This is a genomic window from Pseudomonas sp. EU05-FHT14B02 (assembly GCF_058791055.1).
This window is the reverse complement of record NZ_JBYTDD010000035.1, coordinates 16306-38768: the sequence shown is the minus strand read 5'-3', so window position 1 is coordinate 38768 and position 22463 is coordinate 16306. Positions and strand designations below refer to the sequence as shown.

Sequence of the window (22463 nt, the reverse complement as noted above, 5' to 3'; positions counted from 1 at the left end):
TGGGAGCGAGCTTGCTCGCGATGAGGCCCGCCAAGACACCACTGAATTTGAGGTTTGCAATGAATCAACCCCACTGGCTGCGCAACGTGCGCCCCTACGGCGCCCCCGCCGAAGACCTGCTGATCGAAAACGGCCGCTTCAGCCAACGCCGACCCGCTTCGAACGAAGCCCTGTCGGCCACCGACATCGACGGCCAGAACCAGTTGCTCACCCCCGCCCTGGTGGAAAGCCACGTGCACCTGGACAAAACCCTCTGGGGCCAGCCCTGGCGCCCCAACAGTGCCGGCCCGACCCTCAAGGACTACATCGCCAACGAACGGCGCATCCTGCGTGAAGTCACCACACCGATTGCGCAACGGGCCGGCGCCCTGCTGGAAAACTGCATCGCCCGCGGCTCGCTGACCATGCGTTGCCACGTCGACATCGACCCGGAATTCGGCCTGCGGCATGTCGAGGCCATGCAGCAACTGCGTGAAAACTACCGCGACCTGATCGACCTGCAACTGGTGGTGTTCCCGCAAACCGGCCTGATCAGTCGCCCCGGCACCGCCGAACTGATGCGCGAAGCCATGGCCCTGGGCGTGGAGAACGTCGGAGGGCTGGACCCGTGCGGTATCGATAACGACCCTGTCGCACAACTGGATTTCGTCTTCAAACTGGCCAGCGAATTCGACCGGGGCGTCGACATTCACCTGCATGACAAAGGTGAGCTGGGGCTGTGGCAGATCGCCCTGATTGCTGACTACACCGAGCGCTTCGGCCGCCAGGGCCGGGTGATGATCAGCCACGCGTACTGCCTGGGGATGTTGCCGTGGAGCCAGGTCAAACCGGTGGCCGAGCGCCTGGCGACACTGGGCATTTCGCTGATGAGCTCGGCCCCGGCCGATTGCGCGGTGCCGCCTTTCCTGGCCCTGCGCGAAACCGGCGTGAATGTGTGCCTGGGCTCGGACGGTATTCGTGATGCCTGGTCGCCCATGGGCAACGGCGACATGCTGGAGCGGGCTATGTTGCTGGCGTTCCGCTTCGACTTGAACAAGGACGAAGAACTGGCGGCAGCGTTCGAGGCGGCGACCGTCAATGGCGCCCAGGCGCTGGGTTGCCAAGCCAATCGCCTGGAGATTGGCCAGCCGGCGGACTTCCTGTTGATGCCGGTACAAACACTGGGTGAGGCGGTGGTTTCGCGGCCGCTGCGCCAGGTCTATCGCGCGGGCCAGTTGATTGCCGCGGGTGGTCGCTTGCTGGAAAGCCGTTTGTGAAGCGCATCGGCTTGCGGGCCAGTTGCGTAGTCGGCTTCGACGGCACGCGGCATGTGCTGTGGCGCGATGGCGAAGTGGTGTTCGAAGGCGCACGCATCGAGTTTGTCGGACGTGGTTATGCGGGGCCGGTGGATCAGTGGGTTGATTACGGTAATGCGCTGATCGGTCCCGGCTTCATCGATCTGGATGCCTTGGGCGATCTCGATTCCACGGTGCTGACCCTGGACAACGGCGACGAGCGCGACATGGGCCGGATGTGGTCGGCACAGTATCTGGCGCGTGGATCGCGGGAAAGCTACAGCCCCGAAGAAGAAGTCTTCAAATACCGCTACGCCTTCACCCAACTGATCCGCAACGGCATCACCACGGCCATGCCGATCACCTCGATGTATTACCGCGAATGGGCCGAGACCTACGACGAATTTGCGGCGGTGGCAGGTGTGGCCGCCGAACTGGGGCTACGCACTTACCTCGGTCCCTGCTACATGAGCGGCATGAGTTACTGGCAGGCCGATGGAACCCTGGCGCACCACTGGGACGAAGCCCGGGGCATGGCCGGGCTCGACGCCGCCGAGCGGTTTTTCCGGGATTTCGACGGTGCGCACAACGGCCTGATTCGCGGTGCGCTGCTGCCCGATCGCATCCAGACCTGCACCCCGGCGTTGCTGCAACGCACCGCCGCGTTGAGCCGCGAACTCAACGCACCGATGCGTTTGCACTGCTGCCAGGGCCTCGGTGAAGTGGCGATGGTCGAGCAACTGCGCGGCACCTCGCCACTGGGCTGGCTGCAGCAGCTTGGGCTTTTGACCCCGCGCAGCCTGCTGCCCCACGGCATCTACACCCGAGGCGATGACGACCTGCAACGGGTGGTGGATGGTAGCGCAAGCCTGGTGCATTGCCCGGTGGTGTTTGCCCGGGACGGCGAGGCGCTGAATTCGTTTGGTCGCTATCGGGCCAAAGGCATCAACTTCGCCCTGGGCACCGACACCTGGCCGGCGGACTTGCTGGACAACATGCGCCAGGGCCTGAACATCGCTCGCCTTATGGAAGGCGGTAACGATCTGACCAGCACGCTGGACCTGTACAACGCCGCGACCCTCGGCGGTGCCAAGGCACTGGGCCGCGACGATCTCGGACGCCTGGCGCCCGGGGCCAAGGCCGACATCACCGTGTTCAACCTGCGCGGGATGCACCTGGGGCCGCTATTCGATCCACTGAAAAATCTAGTCCTGGCCGGTCGCGGTGACGACTGTATCGCCAGTTACATCGACGGCCGCTGCGTGATGCGGGACGGCCAGGTCGAGGGCCTCGACTACCCCGCCCTGCAACGCCAGGCCCAACGCCAATTCGAAAAATTGATGCGCAGCCACAGCGACCGGGCCTTTGGCCAACCGGACTGGAAAAGCCTGTTCCAGTCCGCCATCCCGTTCGCCGACGACTACAGCGCACAGGCGCCACTGAGCGCGATTGATCCACTTCTCTAGAGATTTCTGCCCATGCAAAGCTTCGACTTCAGCACATTGAGCCCACGGGACAAATACAAGATCCTGATCGGCAGCGTCGTGCCACGGCCGATAGCCCTGGTCACCACCGTCGACGGCGAAGGCCGGATCAACGCGGCGCCGTTCAGCTTCTTCAATGCGCTTTCCGCCGATCCACCGATCCTCGCCCTGGGCGTGGAAAACTACGGCGACCAAAGCCCCAAGGACACCACTCGCAATATCCAGCTCAATCAGGAATTCACCGTAAACATCGTCAGCGATGCCCTGGTAGAAGCCATGAACGTCTGCGCCGTGCCCTTCGCCCCCGGCTTCGATGAACTGACCGCCGCCGGCCTCACCGCCATCCCCGGCACCACGGTCAAATGCCCGCGCATCGGCGAAGCTCCGGTGGCGCTGGAGTGTCGGCGGATGATGGCCCTGTCCATCGGCCAATCCCGGGAGATTATCTTTGGTGAAGTGCTGATGGCCCATGTGCGTGACGAACTGATCGATCCGAAAACCCTGTACATCGACCAGTTGGGGCTGGATGCGATCGGACGCATGGGCGGGCATGGCTATGCGCGTACGCGGGATTACTTCGACTTGCCGACACGCTCGTTGCAGGCCTGGACGGATGCGCCGGGGGGTGGCGAGCGGTTTTGGCCTGCCACCAAATAACCAGAGATTGCACAAAACCTGTAGGAGCGAGCTTGCTCGCGATGGTCGTCAACGATACCGCTGGTAACCTGACACCCCGCGGCGCTCTCAGGTTCATCGCGAGCAAGCTCGCTCCTACAGGGGAACGCGTCGTCAGCGGAAATCGCGACTGCGCACACTGATACCGTCCAGTAGCGGGCTCAAATCACTCAAGCGCCCGGCTATCAGATGCCGGACCTCGCCCTCTTTCTCCCAGCGCCCATCGACCTTGAGCAACTGCGAGCCGACCAGCACCTGGCGCTGACGCTCGGCCAGGTCGCGCCACACCACCACGTTGACGTTGCCAAACTCGTCCTCAAGGGTGACGAACGTCACGCCGCTGGCGGTGGCCGGGCGTTGTCGGCCGGTGACCAGCCCGGCAACGCTGACCGGCCGACCGTGCTCGACGTCCAGCAACTCCTTCGAACTGCGGCAGCGCCGCGCCTTCAACTCACCGCGTAACAGGGCCAACGGATGCGGCCCGAGGGTGGTGCCGACACTGGCGTAATCGGCTTGCAGGTCTTCGCCCACGGTGGGTTTGGGCAACGACACCGCATCCTCCTCCCGGCTCGGCAGGCCGGCAAACAGGCCCAGCTGCTTTTGTACCCCGGCCACTTCCCAACGTGCCCGATGCCGGTCGCCGGCCAGGCCACGCAACGCGCCCGCATCGGCCAGTTGCTCCTGGGCGCGGGCATCGAGTCGCGCCCGTTCGCCGAGGTCGGCAATGTCGGCAAACGCCCCTTTGGAGCGTGCCACCTCGATGCGTCGGGCATCGTCCTCGCGAAAGCCCTTGATCATGCGTAGCCCCAAGCGAATCGCCGGTTGCGCACCACTGATCGGTTCCAGGCTGCAATCCCAGTCGCTGGCGCGCACGTCCACCGGGCGAACCTGCAAATGATGGCGCCGGACGTCCTGCAGAATCTGGTCCGGGCTGTAGAACCCCATCGGCCAACTGTTGATCAGCGCACAAGCGAAGGCCGCCGGCTCGTGGCATTTCAACCAGCAACTGGCGTAAGTCAACAAGGCAAAACTGGCCGCGTGGGACTCGGGAAAACCGTAGCTGCCAAAGCCCTTGATCTGCTCGAAGATCTGCGCGGCGAACTCCGGCGTGTAGCCTTTTTTCTTCATGCCGGCGGCCAGTCGATCCTTGTGCGGTTCGAGCCCGCCGTGGCGTTTCCAGGCAGCCATGGAGCGGCGTAGCTGGTCGGCCTCGCCGGGGCTGTAGTCGGCGGCGACGATGGCGATCTGCATCACCTGTTCCTGAAACAGTGGCACGCCAAGGGTGCGTTTCAACACCTCCCGCAACTCTTCGGAGGGGTAGGTTTCAAGCTCTTCCTTGTTTCGACGACGCAGGTACGGATGCACCATGCCGCCCTGGATAGGTCCGGGGCGAACGATGGCCACCTCGATCACCAGGTCATAGAACTTGCGGGGCTTGAGCCTGGGCAGCATCGACATTTGCGCCCGGGACTCGATCTGGAACACGCCGATGGTGTCGGCGCGACCGATCATGTCGTAGGTTTGCGAGTCTTCAGAGGGGACCGTCGCCAGACTCAAATCCAGATTGCAATGACGGCGCAACAGATCAAAGCAACGGCGTATCGCACTGAGCATGCCCAGAGCGAGGATATCGACCTTCAGTAGACCGACCGCGTCCAGATCGTCCTTGTCCCACTGAATGATCGTGCGTTCGGCCATCGCGGCGTTTTCCACCGGCACGAGGTGATCCAGCGGCTGCTCGGAAATGACGAAGCCGCCGGGGTGCTGGGACAAGTGCCGGGGGAAGCCGATCAGTTGCTGCGTCAAACTCAACACCCGGCGCAACACCGGGCTTTCAGGGTCGAAACCGCCTTCACGCAGGCGCTCCACGGGCGGCGTTTCATCACTCCAGTGACCACAGCAATCGGCCAGGGCATTGATCTGGTCTGGCGGCAGCCCCAACGCCTTGGCCACATCGCGCACCGCCCCGGCCGCATGGTAAGTGCTGACCACGGCCGTCAATGCCGCGCGGGTTCGACCATAGCGCTGGAATACGTACTGCAAGACTTCTTCGCGGCGTTCGTGCTCGAAGTCCACATCGATATCCGGCGGCTCGTTGCGCTCCCTGGAGAGAAAACGCTCAAACAGCATGTTCATGCGCTCGGGGTCGATCTCGGTGATGCCCAGGGCGAAACACACCGCCGAGTTGGCCGCAGAGCCTCGGCCCTGGCAGAGAATCTTCTCGCGCCGGGCGAAGGCGACGATGTCCTGAACGGTAAGGAAATAGCTTTCATAACCCAGCTCGGCGATCAGCCCGAGCTCCTTGTCGATGAGCCCGCGAACCTTGTCGCTTGCACCGTCGGGCCATCGCTCGCGCATGCCACGCTCGGTCAACGCCCGCAGCCAGGACTCTGCGCTGTGCCCTTCTGGCACCAGTTCGCGAGGATATTGATAACGCAACTGGCCAAGATCAAAGGTGCAGCGCCGGGCGATGTTCAGCGTTTCTGCCAGCAACTCTGGCGGATAAAGCGCCTGCAGCACATCGAGGCTGCGCAGATGGCGTTCGCCGTTGGGATGCAGGCGCAACCCGGCATCGGCCACCGGCAGGTGATGACGGATCGCCGTCATGGTGTCCTGCAAGGCGCGTCGGCCGCGAGCGTGCATGTGCACATCGCCACTGGCCACTGGGGGAATCCGCAGCTCCCTGGACAGGGTCAGCAGATTATTCAAACGCTGGGTATCGTCCTGACCGCGGTGCAGTTGCACCGCCAGCCACAGGCGTTCGGCGAAGACCTGCTTGAGCCAGCGGCCCTGTTCAAGGGCATCGACAGCGTCCGGCACCCACAACGCCAACAGCCCCGGCAACGGTTCGCTGAAGTCTTCGCGCAGCACCTGATACTGGCCTTTCTGCGTGCGCCGCCGGGCGCGGGTGATCAATCGGCACAGCGCCTGATAGCCCTCGAGGCTCTCCACCAGCAGCACCAGTTTCGGGCCGTTCTCGATGCGTATTTCACTGCCGATGATCAGCGGCAACTCCACGGACTTCGCCGCTTGCCAGGCGCGAACGATGCCCGCCAGGGTGCATTCATCGGTGATCGCCAGGGCTTGATAACCCTGTTGTTTCGCGCGCTGGAACAGCTCGAGGGCACTGGACGCCCCGCGCTGGAAGCTGAAGTTCGACAGGCAGTGCAATTCGGCATATTCGATGCTCATGCGAACCAGCCCTGCAGCCACAACGGGCCATCCTCACCGACCGCCCGGTAGGCCCAGCCCTGCTGGCCGGCACGGGTTTCGATCAGGTAATAGTCACGGCGTACGTCGTCACCGTCCCACCAGCCGGACTCGATACGCTCCGGCCCCATGAGGATGCGCGCCGAGCCCTGATGCACAGCCAAGGGGTCAGTCAGCAGCCAGCCCGGCCGTTTCACGGCGGCCGGCACCGCGCAAGGCTGGCTGGCGGCACTGGCCCGCCACGCGCACTCGGGGCGGTGATCGGCCTGGAAACCCAAGCCATGCACCGCGTCATCCCCTAGCCGTGCCCGCAGGCGCTCGCGCAGTTGCTCCCAGGGCAAGGACTGCTGCGGGCGATCGTCGAACAGTTCCCGATGCTGGGGCACGAAGGCCGGCAAATCCTCGGCGCGCAAGCGAAAGCTGCGCACCGGCGCCTCGACCTGGACTTGCTCCAGCCGCCCCCGGGCCAGCTCGAAGAGCATCGCCGGATCGCGCTCGGCGCTGAGCAGGCCGACCTTGATGACCGTGTCCGGCAACCCGGCATGCTCCAGATGCAGGTCGAAACGCTGTACGCCGCTGTCGCGACCGCAGAGGAACGCCGACAGGTCGCCAGTCAGCCGGCGCAACGGAAACAGCAAGGCTTGATGGGACTGCACATCGAAATTGAGCTCGATACGCACATCGAAGCGGTCCGGCGGCAGGTAAAACGCCAGCGCCAGCCGCCGCAAACCGAACAGGGCATCCAGATGCTTGAGCACCTGGACCTCGAAACGCCGGGCCAGGCTGTGCCTGGGCAACGCCTGCACCTGGCTCAAGGTGCGCAGGCCCATGCGCGACAAGGCCGTGGCGACCGAGGTTTCGAGGCCGATCCGGTCGACAGGCATTTGCCCCAGGTGATGCTGCAAGGCTTGATCGTCCGGCACCACCAGACCGTCATAGGCGTTGGCCAGCACCCGCGCCGCCACCGGGTTGGGCGCGGCCACGATGCGGTGCCGAAATCCCAGTTCGTCGAGCTCACGGCGCAAAAGCGCTTCGAATTGCGGCCAGGCGCCGAACAAACCGAGGCTGGATTCGATCTCGAACACCACGGCCCGGGGGTAATGCACACTGACCTGGGAACTGAAGCGATAGGCCCAGGCGGCAAGAAACTGCTGCCAGTGTTCGATGTCAGCGGCGTCGTATTCGGCCGTGACAAAACCTTTGCTCAAGGCCTGTGCCGCGCTCATGGACTGGCCAGGACGCAAGCCCAGCGCCCGCGCCGCGCCGTTGACCGCCTGCAGCACCCGACGCTGGGCCGGGCCGGTCAGCAACGCCAGGGGTTCATCGGGATCGGCGCGCTGACGCAGTACCGCATCCAGCGCCAATTGCGGGAAAACAATGCAGACCCAGCGCATGGCAACCTCAATGCCCCACGGCGAAGGCAATCGGCGCCGAACGGGCCAGGCCACCGCGGCACTTGAGCACACGCAGTTGTGCCGGTCGGGCATCGATGGCAATGCGCAGGGCCGCCGGCGAAGGGTTGATCGCTTCACTGAGGGGGCGATAGGCGAAGGCCAGGGTCTGGCCGGTTTCCGCCGCCACCTGCAAGCGGCGCAAGGCGCGGTCATCGGCCTTGTGCGGCCAGCACAGCACCGCGCCGCAACTGCCCGAACGCAGGCATTGTTCCGCGGCCCACAGCGCATCGCGCTCGCTGGCCTGGATGATCGACAACTGACGCAGATCGACCCCGGCACCCTGCCACGCCTGGGGATACGGCACATAAGGCGGCGCCACCAGCACGATGCGCTCGCCCGCCGCCGACAGCCGTGCCAGCGTCGGCCACACCAGTTGCAACTCGCCCACGCCCTGCCCGGCCAAGAGGATTTCCGTCAGCGCCGCCTCCGGCCAGCCTCCGCTGGGCAATGCGGCGTCCAGCGCGGCATGCCCGGTGGGTTGCGGGCTGGCAGCCGGTGGCGCAGGCCGGCCCTTCCAGACCTGGCCGCCATTGAACAGCGTATCCAGCGCAACGACGGCACCCATCAGCCTTGCCTCACCAGGCCACAGAACACGCCTTCGATGGCCAGGTCCCGGTCGGCCTCGACAATGATCGGCTGGTAGGCCGGGTTGCGTGGCAGCAGGCGAACCACATCGCCGACCCGCTCGAAGCGCTTGATGGTGACTTCGCCGTCGAGTCGCGCCACGACGATCTGGCCATTGAGCGCCTCGGGGTTGCGATGCACGCCCACCAGATCGCCATCGAGAATGCCGTCCTCGATCATCGAGTCACCCCGGACCCGCAGCATGTAGTCCGGCACCCGCGAAAAGATCGACGGATCGAGCAGCAAGCGGCTATGGACCTCCGCATCGGCCCCGATCGGCGCACCGGCCGCCACCCGGCCGAGCACCGGAATGTCCAGCAACTCGGGACGCGGCGGCTGCCCGAGCAGGCGAATGCCCCGGGCCTGATGCGGGTTGACCTCGATAAACCCGGCTTCGGTCAGCGCCAGCACATGCTTGCGCGCCACGCTACGGGAGGCAAAACCGAACGCCTCGCTGATTTCAGCGAGGCTCGGAGGCTGACCGTGCTCGGCGATGCGATCGCGGATAAAGGTCAGGATGGCGGTACGGCGGGGAGTCAGAGTCGTCATGGAGTACATTTGTACTCTTTTGGCTTTTGCCTGGCAAGGACCGTCAATCATCTGGTGGCAGGACCAGTGACCTGTGGGAGCGAGCTTGCTCGCGATGGTCTTTCATTCAACATGTGTGTCGACTGACCGGGCCTCATCGCGAGCAAGCTCGCTCCCACATTGGATTTCAGTGACTCAAGAGGTGAGTCGTGCCAGATACGCCCACGGATAAATCCCGCGCTCATGCCCATCGCTGAACACCGGTTGCAGGCCATACCCCCTGCGAGTGCAATTCGATCACCCGAACCCGCGCATCCTTGGCATGAGCGTAAAGGACACCAGAACAATTAACAGTGTGCCTACGGCGCTGAGGATTGCCGTGAGGGAAAGGGTCTGGGAATAACCGACCATCCCGCCGACGATTCCGCTACCGAGATAAATGAAGGGGTGCACGCCACTGGTAAAGAACGTATCGACTGCCACCACTTTGCCAAGGTCCTTCTCGGGAGACAGTGTCTGCATCGCCGTGGCCCAACCAGTCAACCAGGACGCTTCGACAATCCCCACCAGGGTCGCCCCCAGTATCGCCATCCAGGACGAGCTTCCCATGCCGAGAAGGGCCATCGCGCCAGCCAGGAACAAACCGCAGGTCACTGCAAGTCCAATCAGTCGTTTATGTCCGGAAACAAGCACCGTGATGATTGATCCAATGCACGCACCGAATCCCGAGGCGGCCAGACACACCCCCCACATTTCTTCGTTGAATCGATCGCTGATCGCATAGGGCGCGACGACCAGGAAAATCGGGAAACACAATACGTTCACCACGAGGGTGGCCGCGAAGCCCAGCAAAAGCGTGGAGTTGCCGGTAACGATAGCAATGCCATTGACCGCTTCTCGGATCGAGAACTCCTCTTCGAACTCATGGGCCTTCACATTAGGCAACATCGCCGTATAAACGGCGGCGCAGAAGAATGTCAGACCATCGATCAATATGCCCCAGACCGGATCCCAGAAAATGATGAATACACCCAGCGTCGCGGGAAACAGCACAGCGACCAGGTTGTCGACAAAGTTCATCGCACCATTGCCAGCCACCAGTGCTTGCTTGGGCAGCAAATTGACGAGTAGTACCTGAGCGCACGGACGGGAAACCCCTATACCGATGCCAAATATCAGATAGGCAAAGACCAGCCACCACCAGGGCGCACCGAAGACGATCAGCGCCACCGCGGCCAGTTGCGCAAAACCCCTCGCCGTGTCGGTGTAAATCAGTACTTGCTTCGGCGACTTTCGATCCGCCAGCAAACCTCCGACCAGGGCCCCGATCAGGCTCCCTACCCCGACTGCCGCCATAACAAAACCGAATACTTCTCCTCCGTAGCCGGTCCGGATAAGCGCTATTGGCAGTGCGGCTAGACAAATAGCGTCGCCGGCCATCGAGAGACTTTGGCCGATGAGCAACTTGCGAAAAGACGAGACGCTCAGTGCTTCAGCATAAGGTGATAAGCGATCGGCAATGGAGATCATAAGTAATCTTCCTTGAGACCAGAGCAAAAAGATCGCAGCCTGCGGCAGCTCCTACAGGAGGCCGGTTCAGCCTGTGAGTCCAGCCAGATAGGCCCACGGATAAATCCCCCGTTCATGCCCATCGCTGAAGATCAGTTGCAGGCCATAGCCCTGGCGTGCAACTCGATAACCCGCAGACGTAAAGCCCAGTACTCCTTACTCGAACAAAACGGACGATCAAAAAAACAAGATCTACCGTTCGTCGCCTTTCTAAAAAAATCAGCATCTGAAGAAAATAAAAATCCATACAAAAGTACAAAACGCACATTTATTCCTACAGAAATATTCTACTCAACATAGCAGGATCATTTCTGCTTGCCGAAAACTAAAATACAGATTCAAAAAGGAATTCCACAGTTCCACACTAGAGACTATCCACACTAAAACCAAACCAAGCCACCAAGATTCCTAACATCATGTAGGACGCATCTTAAAAGCATGCAGGAATCCCCCTACAACACAAAATTCTCTCGCTTGCACCCAACAGTAAAATCAACTAATCCTTGCAGCACCACTTAATACCAAGCGGCAACCCAACAAATAAAAGCAAAATAAAAAACAACAATCCTGAAAAGCACAACCCAATGACTAAAAATATCTTACCCAGAGTTTTTTCCCTAACCTCCATATTCATGAAAGAACAATTGAAAGAGCCCATTGCCTTTTTCTGGATCATGATATCACCTTGTGCGATGTTCTATTTTCTTGCAACAACCAGGCAAGACCCCAACTATTTCTCGAGCAACTACATTACTATTTCAGCATGGTTTTATGCCTACATATCCTCAAGCGTCGCATTATTCGGATTCGCCTTTTATATAATCGGAAGAAGGGAAAGTGGATTCACTCGATCATTTATTTACTCCAAGGAATCAAAACTTATTTTTCTTTTATCGCACTTCATTGCCTACTCACTAATATCGATATCTTATTGCACAACCTTTTACTTAACGACCAAGTTTCCATTTGGGAACTACGACCTGAATGAACTACTGAATATCGCACTACGCTTTTACATCTGCTTTTTGATGTTTTGCGCTCTCGGAGCTGCATTCTCATTGCTACCGATCAATTTTCAGAACTCGAATACTTTGCTTTCCATTTTTTCGTTCTGCATGTTGATCCTCGGAGTAATGAGTGCCAGCAGATCAAACCCCATTACCGACGCTTTGAACCTCGCAAACCCACTGACACTTGCAAGCCAGATAATGGAACAAGGCCTTGAATCCAACAAACTCACCACAACAGGAATAATTATTTTATTTATTTCAGTACTGCACAAAACGTTCAAACACCTAAGAATCAATCCCGTATGGAGCCGATACTGATGAAAAAATTCACGGCGCAGAGCATTGATTTCTCCTATTCAGACACCCCCCTCTTGACCCAGGCATCTCTTGAGGTTGCTCAAGGCGACATTGTCGGCATTCTGGGACCCAATGGCTCTGGAAAAACAACTTTTTTCGATATCGTCTGTGACCTTAAAAAAGCAAAGTCCGGTTTCATAAAAAACGACTTCAGTCACTTTTTATACCTTTCTCAAATCATCACCACTCCCCCACCGCTGCGAATGCGCGACATTTTTAAAATGGTGACTGCGCTATCATCAAACGATCCCATGACACAAGATAAAACCTTAAAAAAACTAAGTGCATGGAGCCCTGCGATAGTTAACCGATACCAAGACATATGGAACAAAAAATCATCGTTATGCAGCTACGGAGAGACACGCTGGTTCTTTACTCTCTCTCTTCTTTCAATTTCTGCAGACTTCGTGATTCTTGACGAGCCTACTGCCGGTGTAGATCCAGAGTTTCGTAGTTATATTTGGCAATGCCTTCAGGGCGCCGCCAGGGAGGGCACCGCTATTCTGGTTTCCTCGCACAATGTTGATGAGGTAATTAACCATTGCGATTATTTTTATATGATTAGCCAGCAACGCTTCAATCGCTTTGCCAATGGTAGTGAGTTCATGCATAAGTATGGAGTAAAGACTGTGGACGATGCGTTTATCCGAGCCGTTACTGAACCTGTATTTGCAACATAAGCAAACAGAAGCGCACACGAGGGGAGCTGTCGCAGACTGCGACAGCTCCCGATGATGAGTGAAATTTGATTCAGTCGGTGAGGCTGGAGAGATACGCCCACGGATAAATCCCGCGCTCATGCCCATCGCTGAACACCAGTTGCAGTCCATACCCCTGCGAGTGCAATTCGATCACCCGAACCCGCCCATCAACCATCGGCGTCAGCCCCCGCATGCGAAACGCCCGACACTGCGAACACGGGCACTGGCGACGCAATTCGGCATGATCCAACACCTGTTCGCGACCATCCGGCCAGTTCAGTCGCAACTGCTGTTTGCTTCGAGAATTACCCACCGCCAGCGGATTCATTGCAGTTGACTCAAGGCAATGCGCACGGCCTTGCGCACTTCCGGGTCGCCGTCGTCCTGCGCGGCCTGCAATGCCGCGATGGCCCGTGGGTCGTTCAATTCACCCAGGGCCAGGGCGGCTTCCTTGCGCAAGTTGCTGATGCGGTGGCCGAGGGTGTCGATCAACGCATCGAGCGCAGGTACAAAACGCAAGCGACCGAGGCTGCGGGTGGCGCGCAGACGCACTTGCCAGTAATCGTCGCCCAAGGCGTCGATCAGGGCCGGGCCGGCGTCGAGGTGGCCGACCTTGCCCAGAGTAGTGGCGGCTTCTTCGCGGACTTGCCAGGCAGCGTCGCGCAAGGCCTGGCGCAGGGCCGGCAGCACCTGCGCGTCAGACGCCAGGCCCAACGCCCCGGTGGCGGCACGCCGAACTTCAGTGTCCGGGTCAGCGCTGGCCAACCGCGCCAGGGCCGGCAAGGCATCGAGTTGCTTGAGCCAGCCGAGCACGCCCACCGCCTCGCGGCGCACACTGGCGCTTTCATCGTCCAATGCAGCGGCAGCCGCCGTGGCGGCATCGGGGCAACGCAACTCGCGCAACGCCCTGAATGTGGCAATGCGTACACCGCTGTCGGCGTGCCCGGTCCACGGCAGAATGACCCGGCCCGCCGCTTCACTCTTGAGCAGGCTAAGGCTCTGCGCTGCGGCCGCCTGCACCGCCGGGGATGGATCCGTCAGCGCCTGGCACAACGCCTCGACTACGGGCTCGTCCTCCCAGGCTTCCAGCAACCGCGCGGCTTCGGCGCGAACGTCTGCAATCGGGTCTTCGGCCAGCCGATTGATCAACCACTGCAGGCCATCCGGCTCCTCGAGATCGGCCAGTTCGATCAGCGCGATCCGGCGTATGCCGGGGTCGTCATCGGTCAGGCGCGGTTGCAGGGCAAGAATGTCGTCGTTATCGGTTACATCGAATCGTGAGGTCATAGGGCAAATCGCGGCAGTTTGTTTTCAGGGGGAAGTCCGAGCGGGTTCAGGCGCGGCAGTTGCCGACCGTCTTCGTGGCGCAGGAGTTCGAGGCAATGGCGCTTGAGGTGCGAGAATTCAGGGCGGGTCATCAGTTCCGTGCTGCGCGGCCTGGGGAAGTCCAGGCACAGGTCTTCGATGATTCGCCCGGGGCGCGAGCTCATGACCAACAGGCGATCAGCGAGGAACAGCGCTTCGTCGATGTCATGGGTGACAAACACCACGGTGGTGCGGATGCGCGTCCAGATGTCCAGCAGCAGTTCCTGCATGTTCAACCGGGTCAGGGCATCGAGGGCGCCAAAGGGTTCGTCCATCAACAACAGGCGCGGACGGTTGACCAGCACCCGGGCGATTTCCACCCGTTGCTGCATGCCGCCGGAGAGCTGGTCGGGCCAGCGCCCGGCAAAACCTTCGAGGCCCACCAGGGCGAGGATTTCATCCGCCGCCTTGTGCCGTTCGGCCTTTCCGACGCCACGCATTTTCAGGCCGAAGGCGACGTTGTCACGCACCGTGCGCCAAGGAAACAGTGTGTGCTGCTGGAACACCATGCCGCGCTGGGGCGATGGGCCCGACACCGCTGCGCCATCGACTTTCAGCGTGCCGGTGCGCGGTTGCAGGTGGCCGGCCAGGGCGCCGAGCAAGGTGGACTTGCCGCAACCGGACGGCCCAAGAATGCACACGAACTGCCCTGGCTCGATCTGGCAGTCGAGGCCCTGTACCGCTTCGAAAGCCGCGCCCCCCTCGCCCAGGCTGATCGACAGCCCGCGAATGTCGATACGCCCTTCCAGGTGTTGAAAAACGCTCATCAGGCTTTTCCTCGAGGCCGATGCCAAGGCGTGAAAAGCCCGCCCAGACGCTTGATCAACAGGCTGCTGCCCATCCCGAGCACGCCGATCAGCAGCATGCCGACGACGATGTCGGCGTAGTTCTGGATTGTGTAGGACTCCCAGGTGTAATAGCCGATGCCGAATTGGCCGGAGATCATTTCCGCCGTCACCAGGCAGAACCACGAGGTGCCCATGCCGATGGCCAGGCCGGTGATGATGCTCGGCGCAGCGCCCGGAAGAACGACCTCCAGCAGGATTGCCCGGCGCCCTGCCCCGAGGCTTTTCGCCGAGGCGATCAGCCGTGGATCGACGCCTTCGACGCCGTGCACGGTGTTGAGCAGGATCGGGAACAATGCGCCGGTGAAGGTGATGAACACCATCGACAGTTCCGACGAGGGAAACATCAGGATCGCCAGGGGAATCCACGCCACTGCCGGGATCGGGCGCAGCACCTCCAGGGGCGGCAGCAAGAGATCTTCGGCCCATTTCGAGCGACCGATGGCCAGGCCCAGGGCCACGCCAATGATCAGCGCCGCGAGGTAACCGGCGAACACCCGGCCGAGGCTGCTGCCCAGGTGCTGGGCGAGCTTGCCCGAGTCGCCGAGGCCCAGCGCAGCGTCGATAACGGCAAGCGGGGTCGGCACATTGGCGAAGGTCACCAGGCCGAGGTTCCAGTGGTGGCTGGCGGCGAGTTGCCAGAACAGCAGGCAGAGCAGCAAGGACGCGGCTCTGGGGATCCAGCGTGAATATGATCGGTACACAATTATTCCTCTCAACCCACCTCCTGTAGGAGCGAGCTTGCTCGCGAAGAACGCCAACGATTACGCGCGCTGTCTGACGGATCGCGTTGTCTGGACGTTTTTCGCGAGCAGGCTCGCTCCTACAGGGGGCTGTGGTGTTTCGGCTGTTAGCGAACAGCCACGGCCTGGGCAGTGGCATCGGTAAAGTCAAAGACCTTGCCGCCCTGCGCCGTGGCGAACTGTTGGGCCTGGCCTTTGAGCAGGAACGCGCTCAGCTGCCCTTTCCCGTCGGTGGCAAACCACGCCTGATCCGCCAGCAGCTTGATCCCGCTGTCACTGGCCTGGGCGTACACCGCGCGGATGCTCCGGCCTTCCTGCTTGAGGCTGGCCAGCGCGGCAAACGCCGCTTGCGGCGAGGCGTACTGGCGGACTTTCGGCTCGCCGCGCACCCAGATTTCCGCCACGTGGCTGAAGTCGGTGATGGCTTGGCCGCTGGCGGCATCGACGGCCTTGAGCGGCGCCAGACCGTAACTGGCCAGTTGCGCGCTGTAGTCCAGGTTCGAGGCCTTGAAGGCGGCGCGGATGTATTGGTCGTCAATGAAGGTGTTGAGATCCAGACCGCGATCGGCCTTCTTCAACAACTTGAGGGTATCGATGGCGGTGCCCACGGCCTGGCGGTATTCCGGCTTCCAGCTCAGGTCGCGGGTCTGCACACCGAGTGGCCCATGGAACAGATAATTGACCTCGGCATCGACCCCGGTGACCTTGGCGATCAACTCGCTGTATTTCTCCGGCTCAGCCGCCAGCAGCTGGTTGGCTTCGATACTCGCCCGCAGGTAAGCGACGACGATTTCCGGGTACTTCTTCGCATAGGCCTGATCGACCAGCGCACCGTGGAAGGTCGGCGCGTTGGCCTGGGCGCCGTCATAAATCTTGCGGGCGAAACCGCGGCTGGGGAACAGTTCGGCAAAGGGCACGAAGTCAGCGTGAGCATCGATCTTGCCGGCCTGCAATGCGGAACCGGCGACTTCCGGCGGCTGGGCGATGATGTTCACATCCTTGAGCGGGTCCCAGCCCTGGGCCGCGACGGCGCGCAGCAGCATGCCATGGGCCGTGGAGGCGAACGGCACGGAAATGCTCTTGCCCTTGAGCTCGGCCAGCGACTGCACGCCGGATGCACTCGGCACCACGATGCCGTTGCCGCTGCCTTTGGTGCTGCCCGACAGCACGCTGATAAACAGACTGTGCTTGCCCGCCGTTTCGAACGCCACGCCATTGAACGCGCCGGGGAAGTCGGCCATGGCGCCGAAGTCGAGTTTGCCGGCCACCATTTCGTTGGTCAGGGGTGCGCCGCTGGTGAAGTTTTTCCACTGCACCTCGTATTGGGCATCTTTGTATCGGCCGTCGTGGGGCAGGTATTTGTCCAGCAGGCCCAACTCACGAATCAACAGACCACCGGCGGCGCAGTTGATGGTGGTGTCCTGGGTGCCGATGGCAATGCGGATGGTTTCGGCTGACGCCGGCAAGGTGAATGAAGCCAGTACCAGACCGGCCAAAGCTGCACGCAACATCATGAGTGTTTCCCCTCGAATCATTTATTGGATGTTCGTCTCCGCCACGATCAGGGCGTGGTGGGAAACGAGGGGTGTCTTGAATCAGGCGTCCGGTGGTGCCGGATGGCGTTTTGGGTTGTTCGAGCGGGCCTCATCGCGAGCAGGCTCGCTCCCACATGGACTGCATTTCAGCGCAGCAGGTAAGGGATCTCCACTTTCACCGCCCCGGTCGGACAGTCCTTTTCACAGGGCATGCAGTACCAGCATTCGTCGAATGCCATGTAGGCCTTTTGCGTGGCCGGGTTGATCGCCAGCAGGTCCATCGGGCAAACGTCGACGCACACGGTGCAGCCTTTGTGGGCGATGCATTTGTCCTCGTCGACGGTGACGGGGGCGTTGGAACGGAAGAAAATTTCCTGGGCTTGATAGGCCATTTCACAGTCTCTCTTGGGTGATGCTCAGGCCGCATCCGCGCCGACCCGCAGTCGGTCGTAAGCCTGCATCTCGTCGGCATCGAGCGGGATGATGTAAGGCTCGACGGCTTTCTTGAAACTGCTCATCAAACCGTTCTCGTCTTTCTTCAGGTGGCAATGGCAAAACCAGTCGCGGTCGTTACGTTGCGGGTGATCGACGCGATGGTGGTAAAGCCCCCAGCGGCTTTCGGCGCGGAACAATGAAGCGCGGGCGGCCATTTCGGCGCAGTCGCGGATCATGCTGACTTCCATGGCGCGCATCAGCTCGTGGGCGTTGTGGGCCTTGATCTGGTCGAGGTCGCGCTGAATGTCGCTGAAGCGTTGCAGGCCGATCTGCATCTTCTTCGTCACTTTCGGCGGTTGCAGGTAGTCGTTGACCAAGCGCCGCAGCTTGTACTCGACCTGCGCTGGCGGCAGGCCGTGTTCGCGATCCAGCGGTGCGTAGACCCGTTGTTTTTCGGTTTCGATCTGCCGGGCATCCAGCGCTGAAAACTCGCGTCCGGCGACAAAATCCGCTGCGTTGTGGCCAGCGAACCACCCATAGGTGAACGCACCGAGCATGTAGTTGTGCGGCACCGCAGCCATGTCTCCAGCCGAGTACAAGCCCTTGACCGAGGTCTCGGCCTTCTCGTTGACCCACACCCCCGACGCCGAATGCCCGCTGCAAAAGCCGATTTCCGAGATGTGCATCTCGACCATCTGCGTGCGGTAGTCGGTGCCGCGATTGGCGTGGAACTGGCCGCGACTCGGACGCTCGTTGCTGTGCAGGATCTCTTCGATGTTCTGGATGGTTTCCTCGGCCAGATGATCGAGCTTGAGGAACACCGGGCCATTGCCGCTTTCCAGTTCCTGATGGAACTCCCACATCATCTGCCCGCTCCAGTAGTCGCACTCGATGAAACGTTCGCCCTTGTTGTTGGCGGTGTAGCCGCCCAAGGGGCCGGTGACGTAGGCGCAGGCCGGGCCGTTGTAATCCTTGATCAGCGGGTTGATCTGGAAGCATTCCAGGTTCGCCAGTTCGGCCCCGGCGTGGTAGGCCATCGAGTAGCCGTCGCCGGCATTGGTCGGGTTTTCGTAGGTGCCCATCAGGTAGCCCGAAGACGGCAACCCCAGGCGTCCGGCGGCACCGCAAGCGAGGATCACCGCCTTGGCCTTGATCACGTGGAAGTCAGCGGTACGGCAGTCAAAGCCCATCACGCCGTTGACCGCACCCTCTTGATCCGTCAGCAACCGGGTGCAGACCAGCCGGTTGGTAATGGTCACTCGCGCGCGCTTGAGCTGCCGATACAGGACTTTCTTGATGTCGTGTCCTTCCGGCATTGGCAACACATAAGCACCCATGTGGTGGACCTTTTTCACCGCGTAGTCACCGGTTTCGTCCTTCTCGAATTTCACGCCCCAGCGGTCCAGTTGTTCGATCGTTTCGAAACTGTGGGTGGCATAGGCGTACACCGCGGCCTGGTTGACGATGCCGTCGTTGGCGATGGTGATTTCCTTGGTGTACTGCTCCGGTGTCGAGTGGCCGGGAATGATCGCGTTGTTCAGGCCGTCCATGCCCATGCTGATCGCGCCGCTGCGCTTGACGTTGGCCTTGTCGATCAACAACACCCGCAGGTCGCGGTTGCGTTCCTTGGCCTTGATCGCCGCCATCGGGCCGGCGGTGCCGCCGCCGATCACGACGATGTCGTATTCCTGCTCCAATGTACTTCGGGTCATGCCTGATCCCCTTTTTGCCGGTCGATCCGCAGGCGGTACTGGAAGGCATCGCCACGGTAGTAAAGGTGTTCGAAGTCCAGTGGACGACCCTCGACATCGTGGGTCAGACGCTCGATGCGCATGATCGGCGAGCCGGGTTCGACGTTGAGTGCCTGGGTCAGGTCGCTGTCGGCCAGTACCGCATCGATGGCCAGGTCGGCGTGCCCCAGGGCCAGGCTGCAGTCGTTTTCCAGGATCAGGAAAATGTCGCGGGTGACCAGGTCGGCTTTTTCCAGGCGCTCGCCAATGGCCTTGGGCAGGTAAGTGATCTCTAGGGAAACCGGCTCGCGATTGATCAGGCGCACACGTTTGATCTGCGCCACGACCTCGCCTTCGGCGACCTGCAAACGCTCGGCCACGAGCTTGTCGGCGGCAATGAATTTGAAGCTGCGCAGGCGGTTGATCACCTCATAGCCGCGATCGGTCATGGACTCGGCCAGGCCTTGCAGGGTGCTGACGTTCTGGAAGGTTTTCGGCTTGGCGACGAAAGTGCCCTTGCCGTGGATCTTGAAGATCAGCCCTTCCTTTTGCAGATCGCCCAAGGCCTGGCGCACGGTGATGCGGCTGACCTTGAACAACGCGCCAAGCTCGCTTTCTGAAGGCATCTGGCTGTCTTGCGGGTATTCGCCGTCGAGGATGCGGGCGCGCAGCACATCTCGCAGCTGGGTGTGCAACGGGACGCTGCTCAGGGATAGAACGTTATCGGTCATGGCAGATCACTTGTTATAACGAGTTATGACGTGATCTTAGATAAGTTATGACAGGGTTGAGAAATACCGAATGCGCATAAGGTTAGATGCACAACGCAATCCAAAACTGTAGGAGCGAGCCTGCTCGCGATGGTCGTCAACGATAACGCTGGAAGCCTGACACCCCACGGCGTTCTCGGGTTTATCGCGAGCAGGCTCGCTCCTACAGGGGATTGTGTGTGATCTGAAGAATCAGTGGCGCTTGAGGATCTGGTCCATCACCCAATCGGTCTTCAGTGCCTGCTCGGCCACGGCGGGGTGTTGCGTCTCGCCACGAATATGCGCATTCATACCCAATACGTGGTGCCATTGGATATGTGCGTGATGCTCGATGGTCAGGCTGAGGTGTTCATCGGCGTGCAGCTCGACCGGGTGTTCATCGAACACTGAAAAAGTGATCCGGCCTTCGCTGCCAATCACTTCGACCCGGTCTTCGCGACGGTCTGCAACGAAGTTCCAGCAGCCCATGCCCAGTGCCCCGCTGGCAAACCGCCAAGTGGCGCTGACGGCATCTTCGGCCGCGTACAAACCAGCCTGCCGCGCAGTGAATCCGGCGACTTCGACGATATCGCCGAACAGGTACTGAAACAGGTCCAGGCCATGGCTGGCCAGATCGGCGAAGTAACCTCCACCGGCAATTGCCGGGTCGGTGCGCCAGTTATCGGTGCCGCTCCGGTCCGCTGCCGACGGGGCTTTGGTGAGGGTCCAGCTCAGGTGCCGGACCTCGCCGATCCGCCCCTCTTCCAGCCATTGCCGCACTTGCCGGAAGCGTGGCAGCGAACGTCGGTAATAGGACACGAACAGGTGCAACCCGGCATCGGCAAACACATGCTGCATTTCACGGCTTTGCCCGGCATTCAGCGCCATCGGTTTTTCCACGCAGCAATGCTTGCCGGCCGCGGCCACTTGCAAAGCATAGGCGTGATGGCTGTCGGGCGGCGTGGCGATGTACACCGCGTCGACCTCGGGATCGTTGATCAGCGCCTGCGCATCGGTGTAGACCCGAGCGATGCCGTGGCGCGTGGCGTAGTCGGTGACGGCGTCCAGGCGTCGGCCCATCACCGCGACCAACGCCGATCCGGGCGCCTTGTAGAAGGCCGGCCCGCTTTTGCGTTCAGCGACACTGCCACAGCCGATCATGCCCCAGCGCACCAGGTTCATAGGCACTCCTTGCGGCTCAGCCGACGCGCAATGCGCGCAGGTCCAGTCGACCGTCCTTGAGCGGCGGGCACCAGTAGTAGCCACCGGTGATCGGACGGCTGATGCGGTACAGACCGTCGGTGATGCCGTCTTCCAGGCCACTCATGCGGCGCAGTTGGGCTTCGAAGGCGTCGAGGGAAAAACCGAAGGCCAGGAACATCAGGCCGGCACGGTCACCTTCGATCCACGGCATCGAGCGGCGCACCACGAAAGCTTCAGGCGCAAAGCTTTCCTGGGCGGTGCGTTTGACGTGAGCGGAAACCGGCGCGTCGTCGATCTCTTCGTTATCGCTCAAGCGGCGACCCATGATGTTGTCTTTTTCATCCGCCGACAGCCCATGGAAACCTTTCAAGTCATGCTGCCACTGCTGGATCGCGGCGAAGCTGCCACCCACCGTGCCGTCCAGGCCCTCACCCACCAGGGCGGCGGTCACGGCGGCCGCGTCGTGGGGGTTCTCGGTGCCATCTTCGTAGCCGGTCAGGTCATGGCCGGTCATGTGGCGGAAGGTTTCGTTCATCTGCACCAGGCGCAACGCCGGGGCCAGTGCCGCCGAGATGGCGTTGCTGCGGTTGAGCAACTCACCACGATCTTCACCGTGCAGCCAGCACCAGAGCGCGTGTTGGGTCGACGGATTGTCGACACCGACGCCAGTCAGTGCCGGGAAAGTGCGCAGGCCTTCGATCTGCCCGTCCAGCGCCTTGACCAGGGATTCACCGAAGCCGACCACCACCGATTTGCCGTCCACCAGGCCTTGCAGGTTATCGAGCGCGATCGGTAGAGCAGTGACGGATTCGAGGGCGAAGAACATATGGCGGGCTTGAGGCGGAACGGGGGTGGCGAGAATGCCCGGCTGGTAATGACTCATATGAACTCCTCGAAAAAGAGTTCGGAGTTTAACCGGAGTACGAGGGTTTGTGTGCTGCCAGAGGCCACAGAAGCCCCTCTCATCACAAG

Annotated in this window: 20 protein-coding genes and 3 pseudogenes; 6 read left to right on the top strand and 17 right to left on the bottom strand. The window is 61.1% G+C overall.

The annotated features are described in order from the left end of the window. Nucleotides 1-59 precede the first annotated feature (59 nt). From AC3WTM_RS25945 to AC3WTM_RS25930, 4 genes and pseudogenes are all read left to right on the top strand, one after another. The gene (locus AC3WTM_RS25945) at nucleotides 60-1256 is read left to right on the top strand and encodes an amidohydrolase family protein (RefSeq protein WP_102671331.1); all 1197 of its coding nucleotides are present in this window, start codon (nucleotides 60-62) and stop codon (nucleotides 1254-1256) included. Then, a complete protein-coding gene (locus tag AC3WTM_RS25940) occupies nucleotides 1253-2740 on the top strand; it encodes an amidohydrolase family protein (protein ID WP_102671330.1) in 1488 nt (495 codons plus the stop codon). The genes AC3WTM_RS25945 and AC3WTM_RS25940 overlap by 4 nt, the downstream gene beginning before the upstream one ends. Before the next feature lie 12 nt (nucleotides 2741-2752). Further along, nucleotides 2753-3415 carry a flavin reductase family protein gene (locus AC3WTM_RS25935; protein ID WP_057714349.1) on the top strand — a complete coding sequence of 221 codons (663 nt, stop codon included), beginning with the start codon at nucleotides 2753-2755 and terminating at the stop codon, nucleotides 3413-3415. Nucleotides 3416-3456: 41 nt separating this feature from the next. After that, nucleotides 3457-3534: pseudogene (locus tag AC3WTM_RS25930) on the top strand (outer membrane lipoprotein carrier protein LolA); the annotation flags it as partial. Nucleotides 3535-3547: 13 nt separating this feature from the next. Here the strand turns inward: AC3WTM_RS25930 and AC3WTM_RS25925 are convergent. From AC3WTM_RS25925 to AC3WTM_RS25895, 7 genes and pseudogenes are all read right to left on the bottom strand, one after another. Then, entirely contained in the window at nucleotides 3548-6646 is a 3099-nt protein-coding gene (locus tag AC3WTM_RS25925; RefSeq protein ID WP_173677944.1) for an error-prone DNA polymerase, read from the bottom strand. Further along, on the bottom strand, nucleotides 6622-8037 hold the full coding sequence (locus AC3WTM_RS25920; RefSeq protein ID WP_102671328.1) for a Y-family DNA polymerase: 1416 nt from the start codon (nucleotides 8035-8037) through the stop codon (nucleotides 6622-6624). Before AC3WTM_RS25920 ends, AC3WTM_RS25925 begins: the two co-directional genes overlap by 25 nt. A gap of 7 nt (nucleotides 8038-8044) precedes the next feature. After that, a complete protein-coding gene (imuA, locus tag AC3WTM_RS25915; RefSeq protein WP_057714343.1) occupies nucleotides 8045-8662 on the bottom strand; it encodes a translesion DNA synthesis-associated protein ImuA in 618 nt (205 codons plus the stop codon). After that, nucleotides 8662-9279 carry a transcriptional repressor LexA gene (gene lexA, locus AC3WTM_RS25910; RefSeq protein WP_007987463.1) on the bottom strand — a complete coding sequence of 206 codons (618 nt, stop codon included), beginning with the start codon at nucleotides 9277-9279 and terminating at the stop codon, nucleotides 8662-8664. Before lexA ends, imuA begins: the two co-directional genes overlap by 1 nt. 165 nt (nucleotides 9280-9444) lie before the next feature. Beyond that, nucleotides 9445-9565 (bottom strand): annotated as a pseudogene (locus tag AC3WTM_RS25905) (gamma-butyrobetaine hydroxylase-like domain-containing protein); the annotation flags it as partial. Further along, nucleotides 9547-10779, bottom strand: coding sequence for an MFS transporter (locus AC3WTM_RS25900; protein WP_102671327.1), 1233 nt, complete (start codon nucleotides 10777-10779; stop codon nucleotides 9547-9549). The pseudogene AC3WTM_RS25905 and the gene AC3WTM_RS25900, both read right to left, overlap by 19 nt. 66 nt (nucleotides 10780-10845) lie before the next feature. After that, nucleotides 10846-10958, bottom strand: a pseudogene (locus AC3WTM_RS25895) (gamma-butyrobetaine hydroxylase-like domain-containing protein); the annotation flags it as partial. A gap of 444 nt (nucleotides 10959-11402) precedes the next feature. Here AC3WTM_RS25895 and AC3WTM_RS25890 point away from each other — a divergent pair. Then, nucleotides 11403-12146, top strand: coding sequence for an ABC transporter permease (locus AC3WTM_RS25890; protein WP_102671326.1), 744 nt, complete (start codon nucleotides 11403-11405; stop codon nucleotides 12144-12146). Beyond that, nucleotides 12146-12865 carry an AAA family ATPase gene (locus tag AC3WTM_RS25885; protein ID WP_102671325.1) on the top strand — a complete coding sequence of 240 codons (720 nt, stop codon included), beginning with the start codon at nucleotides 12146-12148 and terminating at the stop codon, nucleotides 12863-12865. Before AC3WTM_RS25890 ends, AC3WTM_RS25885 begins: the two co-directional genes overlap by 1 nt. A gap of 70 nt (nucleotides 12866-12935) precedes the next feature. Here AC3WTM_RS25885 and AC3WTM_RS25880 read toward each other — a convergent pair whose 3' ends face one another. The 10 genes from AC3WTM_RS25880 to AC3WTM_RS25835 all read right to left on the bottom strand — a co-directional run bounded on the left by AC3WTM_RS25880 (nucleotide 12936) and on the right by AC3WTM_RS25835 (nucleotide 22374). Beyond that, nucleotides 12936-13214, bottom strand: coding sequence for a DUF971 domain-containing protein (locus AC3WTM_RS25880; protein WP_102671324.1), 279 nt, complete (start codon nucleotides 13212-13214; stop codon nucleotides 12936-12938). Further along, entirely contained in the window at nucleotides 13211-14173 is a 963-nt protein-coding gene (locus tag AC3WTM_RS25875) for a HEAT repeat domain-containing protein (protein ID WP_102671323.1), read from the bottom strand. The genes AC3WTM_RS25880 and AC3WTM_RS25875 overlap by 4 nt, the downstream gene beginning before the upstream one ends. Then, nucleotides 14170-15018, bottom strand: coding sequence for an ABC transporter ATP-binding protein (locus AC3WTM_RS25870; protein ID WP_102671322.1), 849 nt, complete (start codon nucleotides 15016-15018; stop codon nucleotides 14170-14172). Before AC3WTM_RS25870 ends, AC3WTM_RS25875 begins: the two co-directional genes overlap by 4 nt. Beyond that, nucleotides 15018-15800 carry an ABC transporter permease gene (locus tag AC3WTM_RS25865; protein ID WP_102671321.1) on the bottom strand — a complete coding sequence of 261 codons (783 nt, stop codon included), beginning with the start codon at nucleotides 15798-15800 and terminating at the stop codon, nucleotides 15018-15020. The genes AC3WTM_RS25870 and AC3WTM_RS25865 overlap by 1 nt, the downstream gene beginning before the upstream one ends. Nucleotides 15801-15946: 146 nt before the next feature. Beyond that, entirely contained in the window at nucleotides 15947-17353 is a 1407-nt protein-coding gene (locus AC3WTM_RS25860) for an ABC transporter substrate-binding protein (RefSeq protein WP_173677943.1), read from the bottom strand. Nucleotides 17354-17520: 167 nt separating this feature from the next. After that, the gene (locus AC3WTM_RS25855; protein WP_008050632.1) at nucleotides 17521-17766 is read right to left on the bottom strand and encodes a 4Fe-4S dicluster domain-containing protein; all 246 of its coding nucleotides are present in this window, start codon (nucleotides 17764-17766) and stop codon (nucleotides 17521-17523) included. A gap of 24 nt (nucleotides 17767-17790) precedes the next feature. Beyond that, entirely contained in the window at nucleotides 17791-19521 is a 1731-nt protein-coding gene (locus AC3WTM_RS25850; RefSeq protein WP_102671320.1) for a fumarate reductase/succinate dehydrogenase flavoprotein subunit, read from the bottom strand. After that, nucleotides 19518-20270, bottom strand: coding sequence for a GntR family transcriptional regulator (locus AC3WTM_RS25845; RefSeq protein WP_102671319.1), 753 nt, complete (start codon nucleotides 20268-20270; stop codon nucleotides 19518-19520). The genes AC3WTM_RS25850 and AC3WTM_RS25845 overlap by 4 nt, the downstream gene beginning before the upstream one ends. Nucleotides 20271-20501: 231 nt before the next feature. Beyond that, entirely contained in the window at nucleotides 20502-21470 is a 969-nt protein-coding gene (locus AC3WTM_RS25840; RefSeq protein WP_102671318.1) for a Gfo/Idh/MocA family protein, read from the bottom strand. A gap of 16 nt (nucleotides 21471-21486) precedes the next feature. After that, a complete protein-coding gene (locus AC3WTM_RS25835) occupies nucleotides 21487-22374 on the bottom strand; it encodes a Dyp-type peroxidase (RefSeq protein WP_102671317.1) in 888 nt (295 codons plus the stop codon). Nucleotides 22375-22463 lie beyond the last annotated feature (89 nt).